Below are 18,685 nucleotides of genomic sequence, written 5' to 3' on the forward strand. Positions count from 1 at the left end.
TGCGCGCACCCAGCGCTCCTGTGCATCGATCGCGGCGTCCATGGCCGCCAGGTACTCGGGGGTCCATGGGCCCGCGTCCTTCGCCATGTCGCGCGCAAGCTTGGCCTGCTCGAGGTTCATCTCGGCGATCGCGGTCTTCGACTTTCCGAACGACTCGTTCGCTGCCTCCTGCGCCTCAGCCTGCTTGCGCGTGGCGTCCGCGCCCTTGTAGATGCTGTCCAGGAATTTGCGGTAGGCCGCCTCGGCCTGCTCCTGGTTCTTTATGCTCCGCTCTTCCTCCACGCGCTGCACCTGCACGGTCGCGAGCCGCTGGGCCTCTGCCAGCGCCAGTTGCTTCGCCGCGCGGGTGCGCGCGTCCAGCTTGCCGGTCAGCTCCTCCTGCAGCTTTGCCACGAGGCGCTCGCCCTCGGTAAGCTTGCTTGCCTCGGCGCCCCGGTCGCGCAGGCGTGCGATGTACGCCTCTTCCTCCTTGATCTTGGCGCGGATGGTGGCGACCTCGGACTGGCCGGCCGCGGCGGATTTCTCCTTGAACTTTTCGTTGATGTCGGAGATGCGCTCGCGCAGATCGGCCTCGGTGATGAGGCCCGCGGCCACCAGGGCGCGCCCCTCCACCTCGGCCTTGTTGATCTCCTCCTGTCGCTTCGCCGCCTTCGACTGGAATGCCTCGCCCTGTTTCTCCCACTCGAAGTAGGCCTTCCGGCTCTGCGCGCGCTCCGCCTCGGCATCCGCGGCAGCCTTCTGCCCAGCAGCCACGCCTTCGAGGGCCGCCGCTTCCGCGCCCAGGGCCGCGAGGCGTTCCTGCATCTGCTTCTGGGCGGCCGGGTTGAGTCCGCCGCGGCCCGTGCCGAATGCTGCCCCGCCTTCGTTGGCGGCGAAACCCCGCCCGCTGCCCAGCTGCTTTTCGACCGCTGCGATTTCCTCGCGCACCTGCTTCAGGCGGTCCTGGGTGGTCTGCGCGCGGCCCACGCCCAGCATGCTGTCCCAGCCCTTCTTCGCAGCATCCGCCACGGCGCGCCACCCGCGCTCCAGGGTTCCCAGGTTGCGGTCGATGTCACCGGCGCGGCTGATCAGGGCGTCCGCGTAGGCCTGCTGCGCAACGCGCGCGGCATCCGTCGTGCGGCCCTGCTCCTCCAGGCTCTTGATCTGGCGATAGGTGCTCTCCGTCAGGAAATTCATCCCGTCGTTGAGCTTCAGCACGCCCGCCAGCGGCTCGTTGCGCAGGTCGGCGAACTGATCGGCCGTCTTGCTCACAGCCTGGCCGGTGGCGCGCTCGTACTGCACCGCGGCGAGCCCGGCGTCGCGCAGCACGTCGCCCACCACCTTGCCCGTGCCCGCAAGGGCGGTCAGAGATTCGGCGGCCTTGCCCTGGGTGCCCACCACGCCGCTGATGTCCTGGGCATAGGCCTTGAGCTGGCCGGAGGTGGTGCCGACGGCGTTGCCCGTCAAGATGAGCGCATTGCTGTAGCCCTGCGCCTCCTTGCTGCCCTCGTGGTAGGCGAGCGCCAGCACGCCCGCGGCCGCCGCGGCCACGTTGAGCGGATTCACCAGGCCCAGCACATAGCCGCCGAGCGCGCGCGCAGCGTTGCCAGCGCCACCAAACATGTCCTTCAGCTGGCCGCCCTGCTGCAGGAAGACGGTCAGCGGCGCCTGCCCGCCCTGCAGCGACACGATGATGTCGGTGAATTGCGCCGGCACGCCGCGCAGCGCCGCGGCTGTCTGCGCCGCGGACACGCCCATCTTGTTGAGCGAGCCGGAAGCGACGCGCTGCGCCTCCTCGGCCTGGCGCAGTTGCTCCAGGTAGGGCCTGAGCACGTCGGCGTTCGCGCCGCGCTGCTTGGCCAGGGCCTCGAAGTACGAGGCGCTGCCCTTCTCGCCGGCCTGCATGGCCGCCGTTGCGCGCTCGATGCTGCCGACGATGGACTTGGTGGCGCCGTCCATCTTCTGGGCCGCTGCGGGCGCACCGTCGCCGATGGCCTGGATGCCCTTGGCGGCCTGCTGGCCGGACTGCTGCACGTCCTGCGCCATCTCGCGCACGTCGCGCTTGATCTCGGCCATGCCCTGCTTCACGCCCGAGGCATCCACCCCGAAGCTGAGCTGTGCTTTCCGTTCTTCGTTGGCCATGGCGCGTCCAGAAATGCGAAGGCCCCGCGGAGATCCGCAGGGCCAGGTGTTGAGGGCCCCGCAGGGCCGATGTCAGGAGCCGCGGGCCGTTCGCTCGCGCTTCTCCCGCTCTTCGTTCATCTGCTCGAGTGCGGCCAGCTCCATCACGCGTACGTCGGCGTCGAGCTGGTCCCGGTCGTCGTCCGGCAGACGCATGCGATCCAGGCGCAGCAGCAGCACGTTGTGATCGAGGCCGGTGGGCCCACCCCTCGCGACGCGCCACTGGGTGGCCAGGTCGCGGAACAGGAAGAACGCATCGGCGTTCTCGGGCCACACCCACACTTCCTCGTGCCCGTAGTCGTCGGGTGTGAGGCCCCAGAAGGCCAGTTCCTCGGCCGTCGGCGGGCTGGTGTAGAGCGCCGCAGCCAGCGCCTTCAGTTTCCCAAGCGGCCTTCGATGGTGGCGACGCGGTACGCTTCGATGATCGCCTCGCTCGCGGCGGGCAGCTCGTCGGAGAGCTGCTGGAGCGATTCGGCGCTCAGGTCCACGTCGAGGTTCCAGCCGACCAGGATCTGGAGCATGTATTCCGCGTTGGTGCCCACCAGCTTTTCGTAATGGTCGCGCATGCTCCACGCCTTCGCGGGCGCGCCTTCTTCCGTCGGAGCGGCCTCGGCGGTGGCTTGGGCACCCAGCTTCTCGGCTTCGGCCCGGATGCCGTCCACCAGCGCGCCGAACTCCTTGCGGGTGCGGTAGCGGAACGTGCATTCGATGGTGCCTTTGGTGCCATCCAGCATCGGGACGGCGACCGTGCGCTTGAAGGTTTCGGGGCGCTTGCCCAGTACGATTTTTGCCATGGTTTTGTGCTTTCTGAGGGAGGAAAAAGACCCTCGCCGCATACGGTCGGCGGGGCATGAAAAAGGACCCGAAGGGCCCTGTGGCAGACGCGAGAGGATCAGGTGGCCGTGTAGCGCACCGGCCGGCCTTGCAGCGAGATGGTGGCGCGCACCTGCCTCACCTGGCCCTTCGTGAGGGTGGGCGTCTCGTTGAACGACACGTAGCCGTTGTAGAGGATCACCGAGCCGTTGGGGAGCGTGATCTTGATGGCGCGGATGGCGCGGGCTTCGCCGGCGGCCTTGAGGGCCTGGTAGCCGGGCAGCGTCGGGTCGTCACCGATGCCGATCTGGATGGACTGCGCGGCCGTCACGGTGGGCAGCTGGCGCTCGTAGTCCTCTTCCAGGAACGAGAAGTTGGCGAACTGCTGGTCGCCACCGTTCGTGGTGAATTCCAGGATCTGCGGGATCTGCGTCCAGGCCAGGACTTCGCGCATGGAGCCGGCCGAGGAGCCCGCCGGGAAGCGGTTCACGTCGGTGGTGTCGGTGCCGAGCAGCGAGAGCGCGTTCGTGGCGACGTCGCCGGCCTTGAAAATGCGCTCGCTGATCTTCTGCCAGCCGGACTTCAGCTCCAGGAAGGCGCCGTTGTTAAGGCCGTGGCCGGCGCTGGTGACCACGCCCGGCGCCGCGTTGGAGATGAGGGTGATCGCCTTGGCAGGGCCGTAGGCGGTTGCGATGGCGACGGTCGCACCGTCGGGAAGAGAGACAGCCATGTTGGGCCTTTCGAAGAAACGAGCCCCTGGTGGGGCGGATTTCTGCGAGGCGTCATGGCTGCGAGTCCCGAGGGAGAGGCAGGCCTGCGAGGCAGGGTGATGGGTGGGGAATCAGCGCTGCGCGTGCAGCCAGTTCTCCCAGGCGGTGATGGCGCCCTTCGCGAGGCGAATCAGCGCTTCATGCAGGGCTTTGGTGGTCGCGCTCACGGATAGATCCTCAGGCGCTCTTGGCGAGTGACAGTGACTTCGAAAGATGCCATCTCGGAATCGACTCCGAGCGGCACATAGGATGTCATTCGGACATCCACATCGAGAGGCCTTCCGTAGTCGTTCAGTGCCTTCTGCAGATCCTTTGCTGCGGCGGCGATTGCGAGCAGCTTTGCTTGTTGATCTTTTTCCATGAATTCTTCCTTTCAAGTGCGTGCGCCCCAGACGCTGAAGGTCTGCAGCACGCCGGTCAGTTCGTCGCCGTCGTCATAGGCCGACGTGGGCTCGGCTCGCGGCGAGGCCTGCAGCGCAGTCGAGGCGCACAGCGCGTCCTCGATGCCTCGCAACAGGTCCAGTGCTGCTTTCGGCGTGGTGGCCCAGGCGGTGATTTGGATGTCCGCGTGGCGCGTGCTCGGCGCCGTTTTATCGAGGAAGCGAATCGGCTCGCCACCGACGTGCTGCCACACCACGTAGGGCGTAGGCGTGTCGTAGGGTGCGGTCATCGGGAACACGCGCGGGCACTGCGTGCGCAGCGCCGCGACCAGGTCTTCTTCCAGGCTCATGCACCTCCCTTCTGTGCGACCCGCCGCCGCATCTCCGCCTCGGCGGCCTTGTAGGCCGCGTCCATGACCGACGCCGCCCCGCGCACGAATGCCTTGCCGGGCACGATTCGCGGCGCGGGCAGCGTCAGGTAGTAGGCGTCTTTCTGCTCGCGCGTGGCGCGCCGGCCGGGCCGCGGCTTGCCGTCCATGCCTGGGCGCACCACCGGGCCCATGCCGTCTGGGCGGTAGACGTAGCGCTGCAGGTAGCCGTACTCCACGAGGTGTCCGTGGGGTGCCTTGCGGTGGTTCCAGCTCACCTCATAGGTTGCCTTGCCGTCGCCAGACTTGCTGGCGCTGTAGGCCTGGTAGATCGACGCCGCCAGCTTGCCCGTCCGGCGTCCCAGCCCGGCGACATTTCGCTGGACCTGTTCATAGAGCACCTGGGCACCCGCCTGCGCGGCGGGCCGGACGGCCGCCTCGGCTTCATCGCCCAGCTCGTCCAGGTAGCTTTCCAGGCCGGCGGTATCGGCATCGATCGTGAAGCTCATCGGCCGACCTCGCAGACCAGGTCGACGTGCTCGCGGCCGGCGGCGTCCGGCAACACTGCCTGCACGTCGTAGACCGTGCCACCGTGCAGCACGCGCATGCCGGCGGCCACGTCGGTGCGCCAGCGCACGCGGATGGATGCCTTGACGGTGGACGCCTGGGCGTCCGCCTTGATGGCGCCAAGGCCGGAAAGCGTCTTGATGCTGGCCCAGGCCTCTGCGACCTCGACCCAGTTCTCGGAGCCTGGCACCGGGGAGCCCCAGGCGTCGGTCGCCGCGCCGCGGCGCTGGATGGTGATGCGGCGGTTCAGGTCTCCTGCTCGCATGTCACACCCCTATGCCCACGCGGTAGGGCTGCAGCAGCGCGTGCGCGCCGAAAGGCACTTTTGTGGCCGGCCCGGGCAGCACCTCCTCGCGATTGGCGTAGAGGTGCCCCAGGATCAGAAGGATGGCCGCCTGCACCGCGGAATTGACCACCATCGGCAGCGCCTCCGGCGGCTCTTGCGCCGCGTCCAGCGCCGCTTGGGTGGCGTACACGTTGCGGTTCAGGTGCTCGATAGCCGAGGCCTGCGCGGCAGCCAGATACAGCGTCACCAGCTCGTCCTCGTCGCCGGCGTCGATGCGCAGGTGCGCCCGGGCCGTCTCGATAGGCACCAGATTCACTTCCGGCCCCGCGTTGGCTTGGCCGGCTCCGGCGCTGCCGCGGGCGCAGCGGCCGGCTCTTCGGCAGGCGCAGGTGGCGGCGCGGCGGGCGGCGGCACCTCGCGCGGTGCTTCGCCGTTCTCCGGAAGTCGATCGGCCGAGCCCGCGTCGATCAGCTGCTGCCCGCGGATGCTGTCCATACGGGCGGTCATGCCGGCACGCGGGTCCGGCTTTTTGAACTTGATCAGCATGGGGTTCTCCTGGTGGATGGCGGGGCCCGCGCACGGCGGGCCACCGGCCATCAGGTCACGTTGCCGAAGTCACCGTAGATGAAGGCTTCGGGACGGTACACGGCCAGCGCCAGGCGCTCTTCCGCCAGGATCGTGACCATGTTCTTCACGAAGTCGTCGCCGTTCTCGGTGGCCACCTCGACGCGGGCCAGCCAGCGGTCGAAGACCTGGGCGCCCAACTTGAAGGCGCCGGTCAGGAACTTGTCCACCGGGATCGCTTGGGTTTCCACCACCGGCAGGTTCCACAGCGTCGCGCCGATGGAGCCCTGCGGGTTGCCGATGATGTAGCGGCCCGTCGTGTCCTTCAGCAGCTCGATGCGGGCCCAGTCGATGGGGTTCATCACATGGCCGGTTGCCGGGTACTCGGCCAGGAAGGCCTGCAGCATCGCGAGACGGATGTTGTCGATGTTGGTCTCCGTGCCGGCCGGATCGAACGGGGGGACGAAGGCCGAGGCCTGGGGGATGATGCCCAGCAGGTTCTGGCCCGTGCCGTCGCCGTTCAGCAGTTGCCCTTCTTCCTTGAAGGCCAGGCCGTAGCGCAGGCGGCCGTCGATGATGCTGGCCAGCTGCGATGCATCGCTCAGGATCTGGCGGGAGGCCTTCACGAAGTGCGCGATCACCTTGGCGTTGGTGTTGATCAGGTCGAACTTGATGCTCGACTCGGGCTTCTGAGCACCTTCCGCCACCGGCGCCGCGTTGTTCGTGAAGCCGGTTTCCTTGACGTACTCCAGCGAATTGCCGTCCATGGTGCCGGGCGTCAGCAGGTCGCGTACGGTCATGCGGCGCTGAGGCAGCGCCACCACGCCGGGCACGCGAGTGCGTTCGACCAGATCCCCGGCCGAGCCATCGGCGTCGGTGGTCAGGCTCGTGATGGCCGCGTTGATGGGGATGTCCACCCGGCCGCGCGGCGTGGTCTGCCCCAGGAAGGCCTTCACGTTGTCGGCGTTGACGAACTGCTGGCCGAGCGATTGGTGCTGCACATCGCCGCCGGCGCCGTTGGCTTCCAGCTTGGCCAGCGCTTGCTGCGTGGCGGTGAGGCTGTTCTGCAGCTCGCCGTGCTTGCTCAGCAGGCCGTCCACCTTCGCGACGACTTCGTCGTTCTGTTTCGCGTTCTTGGCGAACGCCTCGGCCTGTTCTTTGATCTGGTCGCCGACCTTCTTCAGGCTGGCGTTGATGGTCTGGATGTCTTGTTCGAGTGCCATGGTGGGCCTTTCAGGATTGATTGGAGATGAGGGAAGCGGCAAGCGCCGCGGTTTCACTGAGAGAGCCGGGATCGACTCGTCCGGTGGGATCGCCCTCACCGCTGCCGGCGGGATCGCCCGCGCCGGCCTTGATTTCGCTGATGAGGCGCATGGCCTCGCTCTTGGGCATGCCGCTGGCGCGCAGCCCGGCTTCGATGCGGCGCACTGCGCTGGCGCTGGCGCCGCCGTGCCCCTTGCCCACCTGGTCGGAAGGCAGCAAGTCGTCGGCAAAACCTTGCTCCACCGCCGCAGAGCCGCCAATCCAGGATTCCGAATCCAACAGCTTGGCGACGGCCTTCGACTCCAGCCCAGTGCGCGCGCTGTAGATGTCGGCCATCGCGGCATCGAAGGGCTCCAGCCAGGCGGCGATCTCGCGCAGGTCGTTGCGGTTGCCGGCGGCCACCACCCAGGCGTTGTGGATCATCAGGAAGCCGGAGCGCGCGATTTGCACCGTGTCACCGGCCATCGCGATTACGGAGCCGGCGGAGGCCGCCAGCCCCAGCACCTTCACGTTCACCTCGCCCTCGTGCTCGCGCAGCAGGTTGTAGATGGCAAGGCCTTCGAACATGTCCCCGCCCGGGCTGTTCAGGTGCACCGTCACCGGTCCTTTCCCAAGGCTCCGCAGCGCGCCGGCAACGCGCTTGGCCGTCACGCCTTCGCCCGTCCACGGGTCGTAGCCGATGGCGTCGTAGATGCTGATCGTGCGGTCCTCGTCCTTGTCGGCGGCCCGGACCTCCGGGTTCCAGCGGTCCAGGGCGCGCGGCAGGATCTCGCTGCGCACGCTGGCGCTCGGGCGGCCCATCGGAGCGCCCGGCAAATTCTTGATGCTCATGGATCAGCCTTTCTTCGGCTCTTCGTCGAAGCCCAGGAACGCGCGGATGGCGGCCCGGGCCTGGTTGGCTTGGTCTGCGCCGCCAGCCTGCCCCAGGCCGTCCAGCGTCGTCATGGCGGATTGCACGGTGAGCACCGCGGCGTTGCCGCCCATGGGCTCCCGGTCCTCCAGTTCCCGCACCTCGTCGCGGGTCAGGATCCCGTTGTTGACCATCGCGGCGTAGAAGGCCGCGCGGCCCGCGCTGTCGGCGCGCAGCAGGCCTTCCACCGCGAACTTGGGGTAGAAGCGCGCGCGCTCGGCGGGTGTCAGCAAGTCCTTGCTGATGGCCTGCTCGATCCGCCGCAGCCAGGGCCCCAGCGTGAAGGTCAGGAAGCCGATCATCTGCTGCTCGATGCCCGTGCCCCAGCTCGTCGATTTCTCCGTGTGGCCGACCATCCAGGGCGGCACGCGGAACCAGCGGCAGATCGACTCCACGCTGAACGCCCGGGACTCCAGCAGCTGCGCGTCCGAAGGCTTGATGCCCACGCTGCCCACGTCGGTTCCGCCCTCGAGCACCGGTGTCTCACCGCGCTCCACCGAACCCGCGATTTCCGCCTTGAACATGCGGCGCTGCTCCGGCTTCAGGAAGGCGGCCACCTTGTAGTAGACAGTCTGCAGCAGCCCGTTGCGGAACGTGCGCGCCGCGGCGCGCTCGGCCGCCATCGCCGCGCCGAACACCTTGGCACCATAGGAGATGACCGAGACGCCCGTCTCGCCGTCCAGGGTGAAACCCGGCAGCGTCCAGATGCGCGCGGCAGGGATCCCCCGCGGTGTGCCGTCCGGGCGCGGGTACTGGAAGATCGTGCGGCCGTTCGCGTCTCGCGTGACCACCAGCTTGTTCGGATCCAGAAACGCCAGCCCCACCAGCCTGTCGCCCACGTAGAGCTTCTCGGCCCGGCCGTTGCCTCGCAGCAGCATGGATGCCACGATGGCCTCCCAGAACACCGAGGCTGTGCTGTCCGCGTTCGGCTGGTCGTGGATCACGAAGTGCAGCGGGTGCTGGCTCGCGAGCCGCTTGCCCGACGGCGTGCGCTCGTACATCGACAGCGGGAGGGTGGCGATGGTTTCGGAGATGAGCCGCACGCAGCTCCACACCGCGTCCACCTGCATCACGGCCTTCGGGGTCACATCGACGCCCGTCTCGCTCTCCATGGCGCGGTCGACGTAGAGATCCTTGTCGCGCAGGCTGAAGGACCGGACCCAGCCGTCGATCGCCGCGCGCACCCGGCCGGCAAGGCCTGTGTTCGTTCGTAGTTTCATGCGCGGCCCGTCCGTATGGGGTTGCTCAACCAGTCATCCAGGCCGCCCTTGGCCTCCGGATTAAGGGCCATCAAGTAGACGGCATCGAAAAGCGCCATGAGCGGGTCGATCTTCGCGAACCCGCTGGCCTGCTTGGTGATGCTGATCGCGTTGCCCACGGCCACCACCTTCGCATTGCCCACGCACCACGCCATGAGCGCGGTGCCGCCGTGCACCAGCTTGCGGGCGGCCAGGTGCCGCTCCACGGTCTTGATCGCGCCCTGCAGTTGCCACCCTTGCGGGATGCCCACCACCTGGTCGGCGGTGACTGGGCCGGTCTTTTCCTCGGTGCCCACCAGCGCGTCGTAGATGCCGCCCAAGCCGGCCCGGTCCACACCGACCTTGTCCAGCAGCCCGGAGTCCACCACCTGGGTGACGATGCGCACCACATCGGCGATGTCGTCGCCCACGTCCTGCACCAGCACCAAGTCGCCGGCCTTCGCGAAGTCGTGGTACTTAGCGGCTTCCGACTTCCGGCGCTCGAGCGCGATCGGATGCAGCCACGCCCGGGCCCACACCAGCCACCGGCCGGTGTCGATCTCCCGGCCGACCACCGCCAGGCCCAGCATGTCGTCCAGGCCGCCGCCGTCAATGCCGACGGTGACCACCTCGCTGCGCTGTAGCAGCTCCGCGAGCGAAAACACCGGCACGGCCGCCGCCAGCCAGAAGTCGGCACCCAGCCAGCGGTCGCTGCGCAGGTTCATGCCCACTTCCACGTTCCCGTACTTCGCCAGGAACCCCTTCAGCGAGGCCTCGCCCTCTGCCTCCGCCTTCCGAAACTCGCGCTCCAGGTAGGCCCGGTCCACCGAGTACCCGAGGTTCGGGTTCACCATGGGCAGGTTCTCGAGCAGCCGCGCCCCGCCGCTCTTCACCAGCTCGGGCGGGTGCTCGAACAGGATTGGCAGGAACTGCGGATCGACGATCTTGCCGTCCCGCACATCCCGCGCGTACTGCAGCTTCTCCTTGAACACCCCCTGCGGTGGCTCGTCGCTCTGGGTGGTGATGTAGATCGTGAAGCCTTCGGGCCGCGAAGCGAGCCCGCCGGTGGCCTCCCGCAGCATGTCCTTCGCGTTCGCCTGCTTGCCGAACAGCCACAGCTCTTCCACCAGCACGCCGACCGACTTCTTGCCGGCGGCCGTGTTCGCATCCGCCGCGATCACCTTCAGCGTCGCGTTCATGCCGCGGTGCGTCAGCGTCTTGATGTGCGTCTGCACCTGCACCAGGTCGGCCAGCTCGCTGTATGTCTCGCCGTCGTCGCCCTCTTCCTCGAAGGCCACCATGTCCTTGGCCGGGCCGAAACTGTTGTTCGCCACCTCCAGCGTCGGCGCCAGGATGGTGAACTCCGCCGACTTCCGCCAGTTGCGGATCAGCATCGTGAGCATGATCGAGGCGGCGAGCCCGGACTTGAAGTTCTTCTTGGGCAGCATCACGAACCATTCCGTGATGAGCCGTCGGCCGCTCTCGGCGTCGTAGGCGCCGAAGATTGACGCCGCCAGATCGAACACCCACTGCCCGCTCGCATCCCCGATCTTCGGGCTGTCGGGTGCGTCCACGATGCGCAGCTCGCGCATCACGGACAGCCCGGCTTCTGCCTCCTCGGGGAAGATCGGTGGCGGAATGATCGACCGGCCCGAGCGCAGCCGCTCCGCCCAGTCCGGGCAGGCTGTCGTCCACTCGGGCATCAGACCCTCTTACCGCCAGCAGCTGCCAGCTTCGGCGGCGCGGCCGAAGCGAACTTGCCGGCGCCGGCGGTCTTCGCCGCAGCCTTGGCCTGCTCCTTCTTGCCGCCGTTCTCGGCACGGCGCACCTGGGCCGACAGCAACGCCTTTGCCGCGTCGACGCGTAACTTCGCCTCGGTGCCGCTGTCGTTCATCACGGCGCGCAGGAACTTGTCCGGCTCGTCGTAGATGGCGCTGAGCGTGAGCACCGCGGGCTCTTTCTTCGGGCGGCCGGCACCCGGACGGGCGCCACCGCTTCGTCCTTGGACTCCGGCCATTTGAATTCCTTTTGATAGGGGAAAAATTTTCTGCGCGTGCGGAACCGTGCGGTATCCAGGGGAAAGGGTTCTAGACTTTCTTCCCCCCCTTCTTCTATCTCGCCCCCAACGCCGTTTGCGCGACACCACGGGAGAAAGGCGAGAATCCTCACCAACTGGAGAGGAGCACGCCAATGAGACTATTTTTCAAGCGACTTGACCGATGGACGGACATGGTGATCGAACTCGACAACCTTGTCATAGGCCCGGGCAGAACAGCGCGAGTCACGCTGAAGATGCTCTTTGAGAATCTCCGGTACTACCCGGTGCTGGCATTCATGTGGGTGGGCGTCAAGCTTCTGAAGCACGATCCGAGCTTGCCGGCGCAAGTGAGCGGAATCCTGTTAATGGGACTGACGATCTTGCTTGGACTACTGACTGTTTGGCAGTCGACTTGGGTTGCCTTCTCTGCGAGCCTTACTACGCTGTCCATGCTTCTTCCCCTTCGGGTCGCTGCGCGCTTTCGAAAGATGGTTCGGTTACGAAGCCCTTGGGTCTACGTGTTGTTCGCCGCAGTCGCCGGGACCGTGATCTCGTCCGTGATGCTTTTGGCGGCGTCGATCGTGAGCGCTTTGAACCGAGCAGGACTTCTCTAGGGCTCTCTTGCCCGTTCCTGCGCCTCGCGCGCCGTCTTGTCCGCATGGCAGTCGGGGCACAGGCACTGCCGGTTGTGGTCGGCGTCCTTGCCGCCGCGCCAGAGCGGGACCGTGTGATCCAGCTCGAACGGGTCCGGCGTGCCGGGCGTAATGTCGATCAGCTTCGCGCAGCCTTTGCAGTGCGGCCCGTCGCGCAACCAGATGCGCAATCGCGCCTCCTGCCGTGCGCGTCCCCGGTCCCGATGGGTTGCCCCAATGCGCGGCGCCTGCTGTAGCCTCGTGGCTTGGGCCATCTCGATGCGCTGGGCGGCGGCTGGGATGCGAGGACGAGATAGCACGACATACTCCTGCTTGCCGATCAACCATCAGAAGGACCAACCATGGCAGCCAAGGAAACCGTCCGCAACCACGTTAAGTGTGAGAAGTGCGAAAACGAGGGAATCGTCGTCACGCGTGAGAACGACCACATGTACATGAGAACGGTCGATCTGCAGGTTAAAGGTGTGGAAGGAAACCTTGACGCCGAAAAGGCCGGCGACAGCGATTTCAAGGTGACGTGCAAGGCCTGCGGGCACCAATGGGTCATGTAGCTAATCAGCCGAACCCGGCAGGCAGCCACCACCTGGGGCTTGGCTTCCCTGGCGGCGATAGAGGCGTGGTGGATGCGCCCCGGTGGTGGCAAAACGAAAAGGCCACCCGAAGGTGGCTTCTGATTAACGTTGCAATACTATTTGTATCCCTGCATTGCCGCCGTGGTAGAGAGACAGGGTGCCTTCATTTTCCAACACAGCAACGATCGCCGCCTTGATTGGGACATTCCAACCATGCCCGTGAGCCGGTGCCGGAAGCCAGGCCGCCAACTGCTTATGGAGACTTGGCTGTGCGGCAGGGATCCCTTTGCTCAGGCCGAAAGTTTGACGATTCCCTGCTGCTACGCCGTCAAGGATTTGTTGCCACTCCCCGGGTGTGAACAGGTACTGCTTGCCGCTAGCGGTCGCCAAGCCGATCGAGAGGTCGATCAGCACGCCTTTGGACGTCCGCTTGTACTGGAAAAATCCAAGTTGCTTGCCGCCCTTTTTTCCCAAAGTTTGAATAACCTTCACATCATCCTCCTCGGCCAACATTGGCCACACCGAGTATGACGGAAGTCAGGCAGCGATACGGTCGTAGACTGGCTCCAGCATCTTGCTTTCCGTATTCATCCCCTAAGAACAGATATGAACGAAGACCTCAGACAATTACGTGCTTTGAACCTCGCAACCCATACGCTTCTATTGCAGTTGGTACTTGCACTGAAACATTCGGGTTCATTGGACTGCACCCTTCTGCGCAATCAATTGAATCATGCAAGGAATGTCCTTGAGGAGGGAGGCGACCCTGTCGATATACAGGCGAGTCTGCTGCTGGAGCACCTAGTCGAGAGTGTGCTCGAACGTTAAACGCTTCGCTCTGCACATCGCCCCAGTAATTCCTCCACTGACCTGAAAACAAAAGCCCGCATGGCGGACCGTGCGGGCTTCATGAATTCAAGGCGAGCATCACCAACAAGTTTTCCTATCCGGACTCACCGCCCGGCGGACGCTCAACATGTTGGCATGGCGGACATATTGCGCCTGCGCTCTAGGGACGCAGTATACCCTAAACCACGGCGGCGGCAATCTTTTTGAGCGACCCCGTCCGCCTCAGCGCGGCGATTGAACCGCTGCGTGCCCGGTCGACGTGGTGAGCGATGTGCTCGGAAATCGCCTGCCCTTCCCGCCCATGCGGCACGTCTCGCAGTCCAGTAGATCGACATTGCTTGCAGCTTCGGCCGCCGGCCTCTCCAGTGCCGCGGCACTTAGGGCAGCAACGATCGGCCCACCAACCGAGAACATCGAGCAGCTTGTCCCGAGCCTTCGCATAGCCTTGAGCCTTCACCCATGGAAGCAGCCCTGCATGCGGGTCGAGCAGCTTGGGCAGACTGCGCAACCGGCTGACGATGCGTCGACGTTCTGCTCCCATCCATTCTTCAACCTGGGCGCGCGCGCCAGTCAGGTCCAGCGCCTCTACCGTCTCCGGCGCACCGCGCTTTCCCTGCTTCACCCCCTTGATGCGGGGCAGTTGTTCCGCGATCCGTGCAATGTCCTCCTCGGTGATCGGCCGCGGTTTGGCGCAGGCATCCCATTCCGCCATGAGGCTGTAGACGCTTCGCCCGATCTGTGCAGGGGCTGCTCCCGCAGCGATCAGGTAGTCGGCATCGCCGCGCGATTCCAAACGTACCGAAAGGTCGGTGCTGTTGCTCGCGTTGGCGATGCGTTCTGCCAGGCATGGGCGGGTGGCGGTGGCTGCGGTCATAAATTGCTGTGCTTCAAGGTTGGGGTGGTGGGTTTCTCGGCATTCGCTGGCTCAGAACTGGGCGCCGCGGGTGCGCATCGGTGGACTGGGCGCAGATGGCGTGGCGGCAGGACGCTTCGGGATGTCACGCATCCAGTCGCCCATCTGCTGGTACTTGCCGATGAACTCCAACGGGACGAGGCCTTGCGGCCCGCTGCGGTGGGCTACGACCTCGAGCTCGGCGTAGCCTTGGAACTCAGGGGTGCGTTTGCTCAGGGGGTGAGCCCAGTCGTTGAACAGCAGAGCGATCTGGTCGGCGGCGGCCTCGATCGCGCCGGAGTCCCGCAGGTAGGTCATCGTGGGGCGCCCGTAGTGCTCGTCAGCCTTGCGGCTCATCTGGCTCAGCACCACTACGCAGATCTGCAGGTCGAGAGCCATCGCCTTGATGCCGTTCACGATGACGTCGAGCTCGCGGTTGCGGCTCTCTTCGCCGGCCCCGGCCATCAGTTGCAGGAAGTCGATGAAAAGCACATCGAGGCCACGCTCGCGCCTGACCTTCATTGCCTTACGGCGGATGTCCATCAAGGTCAGCGCGCACTGGTCGTCGTGGCTCAGGTTGAGGTCGCCCAACCGTCGAGCGGCGTCACCGACCGCATCCCACATGTCGTGGTCCGCGGCGTCGGCCGCCATGATTCGGGCCAGGTCGAAAGGGCCGGCCGCCGCAGTGTGCCGATGCATCAGCTCGGTGATTGGCATTTCCTGGCTCAGGAACAGCACGCTGTGGTCGCGGGCCATATTGCGGGCCATCGTGAGCGACAGCGCCGTCTTGCCATGCTTGGGCCGCGCGCCGATGACCATCATCTGTCCGCGTCGCAGGCCGCCATTGAGGATCTTGTCCAGCCCGCCAATACCGGTCGGGATCGCCGGATTCTTGCCGTCCGCGAGGTCCTGCAGCAGCGCCAAGTAGTCGTCCATCGACTCGGTGACATGCTGGGGTTCCCGCCTTGACTTCACGGTGGCGAGCTTCGCCAGCTGCATCTGGGCCTTGTCGATCTGCTCAGCGGATGTGTGCCCGGGCGTCATCGCTCCGTCGACGATTTCGTGGCCGACGTCCATCAACTGGCGCATGCGGTAGCAGTCCATCACCACCCGCGCAAAGTTGCGCATGCTGGTTGGTCCGGTCGCGTAAGGGGCCATCTCGTGGAGTTCGGTGACGCCGATGTCTTTTCCCTGAGCGCAGAGCTGCACATGCACGCTCACGACGTCCACTGGGCTGCCCTTCGCGACGAGCGCGTGGATGGCCCGGTAGACCTCGGCGAATGTTGGGTGGTAGAACGCATCGGCGTCCAACTCGCCGATCTTCTGCAGCATGGACGAGTCGAGAAGCAGGCCCGCGATGAGCGCGGCCTCGGCTTCGACGCTGGCGGGGACTGCGAGGGCGAGCTCACGCATACTCGGCCTCCTGCACGTCGGTGTGGTACTTGCCCTCGAGGACCTTCTCGAAGTTTTCCAGCTTCATCAGCCAGCCCAGGTCCGCAACCCACCTTCGCCCTGTCGCGCCGAGCCGCTCCCCACGGAGGAATGCCGACTCAGCGGCGTAAGCGAAGAACCGTCGAAACCACTCCACGCCCTCTTCCCGTGTGGTCGCCATGCGTTGGCCAGCCTTTTCGCCAACCACGGCCTTCGACGTCATAACCCATCGCCAGCGAGCGAGCATCGCGTCGCCCCGCTTCCCGGTTTTGAACAGGTCCGCACGCACCACGGTCATGGTTGGGCAGAGCTCGTGGTACTGCCTCAGCAGCACGTCGTACGGGCATGGGGGCACCTCGGCCCTCGGAGCCTGCAATCGCTCCCCGATCGGCAGGATTTCGGCCTGCCGGGGACTGTCGGTCGACTGCGAAGTCGACAAAGACCCGGTAGGGTCTTCTTCTACGATAGGAGACGGAGACGGAGACGGAGACGGAGACGGAGACGGAGACGGAGCATTGCTGCGATCGTTCTGTAGCAATGCTGGCAGCATGCTAGTAGCATCCTCTGCAGCATTGCTAGTAGCACTGCTCATAGCAATGCTGGCAGCACTGCGTACAGCAGCGTATTCGGGTACTAGCCGATCAGCCTCAGCAATGCCATGGTGACGCTTTGCAGCGTTCCATCTGGCCTTTGCGCTGCGCATGTCCGAGCCAGCAGCCCAGGGGTTGTGCTCGGCCCAGTCATGGATGCGCCGATCACCTTCCTCGCCATCTAGGAATTTCACGGCAGCTGCTTCGCGAACAAACGCGCCAGGCTCGCCCGACCAGTCGCATGCGAGCTCGATATCCTCGTCGGTCATGCCGGTGAGGTCACCATTGCTGCGGTTCTGCGCAGCCCACAGGAACAACCAGATGATGGACAAGCCAGCGCCCGGTCCGAGGCGCCGGATCAGCTTCTTCATCTTCGGGTGGTCCTTCAAACCTACCGAGATTCGTGCATCAGTCGTCACCTGACGCCCCCTCGCTCTCTACCCATGCAGCCTCCGCCAGCACCCGGATCGCTTCGATATCCAGCATCGTTGCGGCGGGCGAGAGGCCCGCGGCCTCCGGGATGGGCGCGAGCGCCACAGCGTTCAGCAAGACCTCGCTGACGCTGAGCGTGCCCTCTTCGTCTGAAGGCTTCACGAACTTCGCCAGCACGCCGCCATTACCGGCGTTCTCGAGGACGTCACCCATGTGCATGAGCCGCATCAGGTAAGCCTGCGGGTGCTCCACTCCGCGCTCGCGCAGGAACTTAGCGGTGCCCATCGCGGCACGATTGATTGGGATGTCGGACAACGCATAGCCGCGGCCTTTGGGTGGACCGCTACGCAGAGGAACCTGCCGCGCGGCACCCCAAGCCTCGACGGCAGCGCGAAAGATCTCAGGATCACAGGGCTCCATTGCTCCGGCGATCCAGGGCGACTTCGCACGGCCACCGACTTGATCGCTCCGAGCGTTTTTGGAAACTACAGGCATCTGCCACCTCAAAAAAACACCAACAGAAAAAACCAACGGCAGCCAGGTGGTGGAACTGCTCTTCGGGGTGAGGGAGCTACCCTGCCCCTAGCCGTGGCTCAAAAATCAGACGGAAGCGGGAGTACGCGCCATGGGGTCCAGCACGGGAAGGTCGACGTGCTGGCGCTCGCTCTTGGGCTTGCCAGCGGCATTCGTTGCCCGGGCAGCGCGGCGCAGCTTGCGGAGCACCTCTTCTGCCTCAGCGATTTCGTGCTCGATGCGGGCGAGTTCGTTGTCCGAAATCACGCCATCGCTCAGCGCCTCAATCACCGTGGTGGTCACATCCGATGTCTCGCGCATCAGACGCGACACCTTGGTCATTGGGTTGAGGGAGGCCTCGGGCTCGGGTTCGTCGTTGGGCACGAAACGGCCGCCGCACTCCTGGGCAACGAACGCGGGGTAGTCATAGCAATGAGGCGTCCGGCCTTCGACAAGCAGGCGAGCGATGGCCAGTGCGTCCATTGCGCCGAGCTTGTGCGACACGGCACCAGACAGCTCTTTGCGCAGCACCTCGTCGCCCTTGCTCATGCGAACGGAGAGGACCGCGCGCCCTCCTGGAAAGTGGTCTGCACCGCGGCGCAGTGCGTCGTGAAGGCTCATATCCGGCTCTCCCGAATTTGGACGTGGACGGGCATGTCAGCCAAAGCGACCATTGCGGCCATGACTTCCAACACATCACCGCTCTCCCTAGCACTGCAGCTGTCAGTGCGTTTGACCATGCCCGGCACGAACGCACGGAGGCCCGGCGTTTGGTTGCCGGCAAAAGCGATGCGCCCGAAAACACGGATTGCTTTTCCGTCCTTCCACCACACACGGGCGCGCGCCCGCCCGCATTTCCGGTTGGAGTGAAGGCACCGAAGCGCCATGCGAGCACTCACAGATCCGTTCCACACGTCGACCCGGACTTCGCTGTCCATCAACACATGTCCGGACACCGGAAACCGACTGCAGACCCTCTGCACCTCACGGCTGGAGATGGCGTGGGTGGCGGGCCAGTTGGTGATGCGGGCAGTCGTCTCGCGTGTTGAGATGCCAGCGACATTGAGCGCGCCGCGAAGACGGAAAGGCCCCGCCTGAAGCCCCTTGGCCGGACGATCTTCAAGCATTCTTGACCGCCTCAGTGGTGCGTTCAGCCGTTGCAAAGACATCAGGCCGGACCACCCGCAGGAACATCAGCCGCGCCTTGGGGATACGCCGTTCCGCGCCAGTCTTGGGGTTGCGCCCAGACCACTGCACTACAGACTGGGGCGTGCATCCGCACAGCTTGGCAACCGCCGATGGCCCGCCGAGGGCATTGATGATTTCTCTGTCGTCCATGGCTTTATTAAAGCATTCATGACAAGCAAAAGCAAGAATGCCTACCATCTATGCATGT

At 65.5% G+C, this 18,685-nt stretch carries 27 protein-coding genes; 3 read left to right on the forward strand and 24 right to left on the reverse strand.

Annotation, left to right across the window (positions count from 1 at the left end; genetic code table 11):
- The 15 genes from Q9R47_RS08245 to Q9R47_RS08315 all read right to left on the reverse strand — a co-directional run.
- The coding region (locus Q9R47_RS08245) for a phage tail length tape measure family protein (RefSeq protein ID WP_311232728.1) at nucleotides 1-2,121 on the reverse strand (2,121 nt) is incomplete at its 3' end.
- 72 nt (nucleotides 2,122-2,193) lie between these two features.
- Nucleotides 2,194-2,631: a DUF1799 domain-containing protein gene (locus tag Q9R47_RS08250; protein ID WP_311232965.1), complete on the reverse strand. Its 438-nt coding sequence runs from the start codon at nucleotides 2,629-2,631 to the stop codon at nucleotides 2,194-2,196.
- Entirely contained in the window at nucleotides 2,535-2,954 is a 420-nt protein-coding gene (locus Q9R47_RS08255) for a phage tail assembly chaperone (RefSeq protein ID WP_311232729.1), read from the reverse strand. Before Q9R47_RS08255 ends, Q9R47_RS08250 begins: the two co-directional genes overlap by 97 nt.
- 98 nt (nucleotides 2,955-3,052) lie before the next feature.
- Entirely contained in the window at nucleotides 3,053-3,703 is a 651-nt protein-coding gene (locus tag Q9R47_RS08260; RefSeq protein WP_311232730.1) for a phage tail protein, read from the reverse strand.
- A 203-nt stretch (nucleotides 3,704-3,906) separates the two neighbouring features.
- On the reverse strand, nucleotides 3,907-4,104 hold the full coding sequence (locus Q9R47_RS08265) for a hypothetical protein (protein WP_311232731.1): 198 nt from the start codon (nucleotides 4,102-4,104) through the stop codon (nucleotides 3,907-3,909).
- Nucleotides 4,105-4,116: 12 nt separating this feature from the next.
- A complete protein-coding gene (locus Q9R47_RS08270; protein ID WP_311232732.1) occupies nucleotides 4,117-4,473 on the reverse strand; it encodes a DUF3168 domain-containing protein in 357 nt (118 codons plus the stop codon).
- Complete coding sequence (locus tag Q9R47_RS08275) at nucleotides 4,470-5,000, reverse strand: HK97 gp10 family phage protein (protein ID WP_311232733.1); 531 nt, start codon at nucleotides 4,998-5,000, stop codon at nucleotides 4,470-4,472. The genes Q9R47_RS08270 and Q9R47_RS08275 overlap by 4 nt, the downstream gene beginning before the upstream one ends.
- Nucleotides 4,997-5,323 (reverse strand): phage head closure protein, encoded by a 327-nt coding sequence (locus Q9R47_RS08280; RefSeq protein WP_311232734.1) that lies wholly within the window; start codon nucleotides 5,321-5,323, stop codon nucleotides 4,997-4,999. Before Q9R47_RS08280 ends, Q9R47_RS08275 begins: the two co-directional genes overlap by 4 nt.
- Nucleotide 5,324: 1 nt before the next feature.
- Nucleotides 5,325-5,651: a head-tail connector protein gene (locus Q9R47_RS08285; RefSeq protein ID WP_311232735.1), complete on the reverse strand. Its 327-nt coding sequence runs from the start codon at nucleotides 5,649-5,651 to the stop codon at nucleotides 5,325-5,327.
- A 5-nt stretch (nucleotides 5,652-5,656) separates the two neighbouring features.
- The gene (locus Q9R47_RS08290) at nucleotides 5,657-5,890 is read right to left on the reverse strand and encodes a hypothetical protein (protein WP_311232736.1); all 234 of its coding nucleotides are present in this window, start codon (nucleotides 5,888-5,890) and stop codon (nucleotides 5,657-5,659) included.
- Between the two features lie 50 nt (nucleotides 5,891-5,940).
- A complete protein-coding gene (locus Q9R47_RS08295) occupies nucleotides 5,941-7,131 on the reverse strand; it encodes a phage major capsid protein (protein ID WP_311232737.1) in 1,191 nt (396 codons plus the stop codon).
- Between the two features lie 10 nt (nucleotides 7,132-7,141).
- The gene (locus tag Q9R47_RS08300; protein WP_311232738.1) at nucleotides 7,142-8,002 is read right to left on the reverse strand and encodes a head maturation protease, ClpP-related; all 861 of its coding nucleotides are present in this window, start codon (nucleotides 8,000-8,002) and stop codon (nucleotides 7,142-7,144) included.
- A 3-nt stretch (nucleotides 8,003-8,005) separates the two neighbouring features.
- Nucleotides 8,006-9,301: a phage portal protein gene (locus Q9R47_RS08305; protein WP_311232739.1), complete on the reverse strand. Its 1,296-nt coding sequence runs from the start codon at nucleotides 9,299-9,301 to the stop codon at nucleotides 8,006-8,008.
- Nucleotides 9,298-11,022: a terminase large subunit gene (locus Q9R47_RS08310; RefSeq protein ID WP_311232740.1), complete on the reverse strand. Its 1,725-nt coding sequence runs from the start codon at nucleotides 11,020-11,022 to the stop codon at nucleotides 9,298-9,300. Before Q9R47_RS08310 ends, Q9R47_RS08305 begins: the two co-directional genes overlap by 4 nt.
- On the reverse strand, nucleotides 11,022-11,267 hold the full coding sequence (locus Q9R47_RS08315; RefSeq protein ID WP_311232741.1) for a hypothetical protein: 246 nt from the start codon (nucleotides 11,265-11,267) through the stop codon (nucleotides 11,022-11,024). The genes Q9R47_RS08310 and Q9R47_RS08315 overlap by 1 nt, the downstream gene beginning before the upstream one ends.
- 281 nt (nucleotides 11,268-11,548) lie before the next feature.
- Between Q9R47_RS08315 and Q9R47_RS08320 the strand changes: the two genes are divergently transcribed.
- On the forward strand, nucleotides 11,549-11,971 hold the full coding sequence (locus Q9R47_RS08320) for a hypothetical protein (RefSeq protein ID WP_311232742.1): 423 nt from the start codon (nucleotides 11,549-11,551) through the stop codon (nucleotides 11,969-11,971).
- Here the strand turns inward: Q9R47_RS08320 and Q9R47_RS08325 are convergent.
- Nucleotides 11,968-12,180: an HNH endonuclease signature motif containing protein gene (locus tag Q9R47_RS08325; protein ID WP_311232743.1), complete on the reverse strand. Its 213-nt coding sequence runs from the start codon at nucleotides 12,178-12,180 to the stop codon at nucleotides 11,968-11,970. The two genes, Q9R47_RS08320 and Q9R47_RS08325, sit on opposite strands and share 4 nt — an antisense overlap.
- Before the next feature lie 171 nt (nucleotides 12,181-12,351).
- On the opposite strand from Q9R47_RS08325, the gene Q9R47_RS08330 reads away from it, so the two are divergent.
- Nucleotides 12,352-12,561: a hypothetical protein gene (locus Q9R47_RS08330; RefSeq protein ID WP_311232744.1), complete on the forward strand. Its 210-nt coding sequence runs from the start codon at nucleotides 12,352-12,354 to the stop codon at nucleotides 12,559-12,561.
- A gap of 123 nt (nucleotides 12,562-12,684) precedes the next feature.
- On the opposite strand, the gene Q9R47_RS08335 is transcribed toward Q9R47_RS08330, so the two are convergent.
- The gene (locus tag Q9R47_RS08335; RefSeq protein ID WP_311232745.1) at nucleotides 12,685-13,095 is read right to left on the reverse strand and encodes a hypothetical protein; all 411 of its coding nucleotides are present in this window, start codon (nucleotides 13,093-13,095) and stop codon (nucleotides 12,685-12,687) included.
- A 93-nt stretch (nucleotides 13,096-13,188) separates the two neighbouring features.
- On the opposite strand from Q9R47_RS08335, the gene Q9R47_RS08340 reads away from it, so the two are divergent.
- Nucleotides 13,189-13,410, forward strand: a complete 222-nt coding sequence (locus Q9R47_RS08340) for a hypothetical protein (RefSeq protein ID WP_311232746.1) — start codon at nucleotides 13,189-13,191, stop codon at nucleotides 13,408-13,410.
- 199 nt (nucleotides 13,411-13,609) lie between these two features.
- Here the strand turns inward: Q9R47_RS08340 and Q9R47_RS08345 are convergent, their stop codons facing one another.
- From Q9R47_RS08345 to Q9R47_RS08375, 7 genes are all read right to left on the reverse strand, one after another.
- Nucleotides 13,610-14,305 (reverse strand): hypothetical protein, encoded by a 696-nt coding sequence (locus Q9R47_RS08345; protein ID WP_311232747.1) that lies wholly within the window; start codon nucleotides 14,303-14,305, stop codon nucleotides 13,610-13,612.
- A 51-nt stretch (nucleotides 14,306-14,356) separates the two neighbouring features.
- Nucleotides 14,357-15,736, reverse strand: a complete 1,380-nt coding sequence (locus Q9R47_RS08350; RefSeq protein ID WP_311232748.1) for a DnaB-like helicase C-terminal domain-containing protein — start codon at nucleotides 15,734-15,736, stop codon at nucleotides 14,357-14,359.
- Nucleotides 15,729-16,715 (reverse strand): hypothetical protein, encoded by a 987-nt coding sequence (locus tag Q9R47_RS08355; RefSeq protein ID WP_311232749.1) that lies wholly within the window; start codon nucleotides 16,713-16,715, stop codon nucleotides 15,729-15,731. Before Q9R47_RS08355 ends, Q9R47_RS08350 begins: the two co-directional genes overlap by 8 nt.
- Nucleotides 16,716-16,752: 37 nt before the next feature.
- A complete protein-coding gene (locus Q9R47_RS08360; RefSeq protein WP_311232750.1) occupies nucleotides 16,753-17,271 on the reverse strand; it encodes a hypothetical protein in 519 nt (172 codons plus the stop codon).
- A gap of 105 nt (nucleotides 17,272-17,376) precedes the next feature.
- Entirely contained in the window at nucleotides 17,377-17,910 is a 534-nt protein-coding gene (locus tag Q9R47_RS08365) for a phage regulatory CII family protein (RefSeq protein WP_311232751.1), read from the reverse strand.
- Entirely contained in the window at nucleotides 17,907-18,416 is a 510-nt protein-coding gene (locus tag Q9R47_RS08370; RefSeq protein ID WP_311232752.1) for a hypothetical protein, read from the reverse strand. The genes Q9R47_RS08365 and Q9R47_RS08370 overlap by 4 nt, the downstream gene beginning before the upstream one ends.
- On the reverse strand, nucleotides 18,409-18,675 hold the full coding sequence (locus Q9R47_RS08375; protein ID WP_311232753.1) for a hypothetical protein: 267 nt from the start codon (nucleotides 18,673-18,675) through the stop codon (nucleotides 18,409-18,411). Before Q9R47_RS08375 ends, Q9R47_RS08370 begins: the two co-directional genes overlap by 8 nt.
- Nucleotides 18,676-18,685: the final 10 nt, after the last annotated feature.

It is taken from the genome of Acidovorax sp. PRC11, from assembly GCF_031844105.1.
Classification (GTDB): Bacteria; Pseudomonadota; Gammaproteobacteria; order Burkholderiales; family Burkholderiaceae_C; genus Paracidovorax.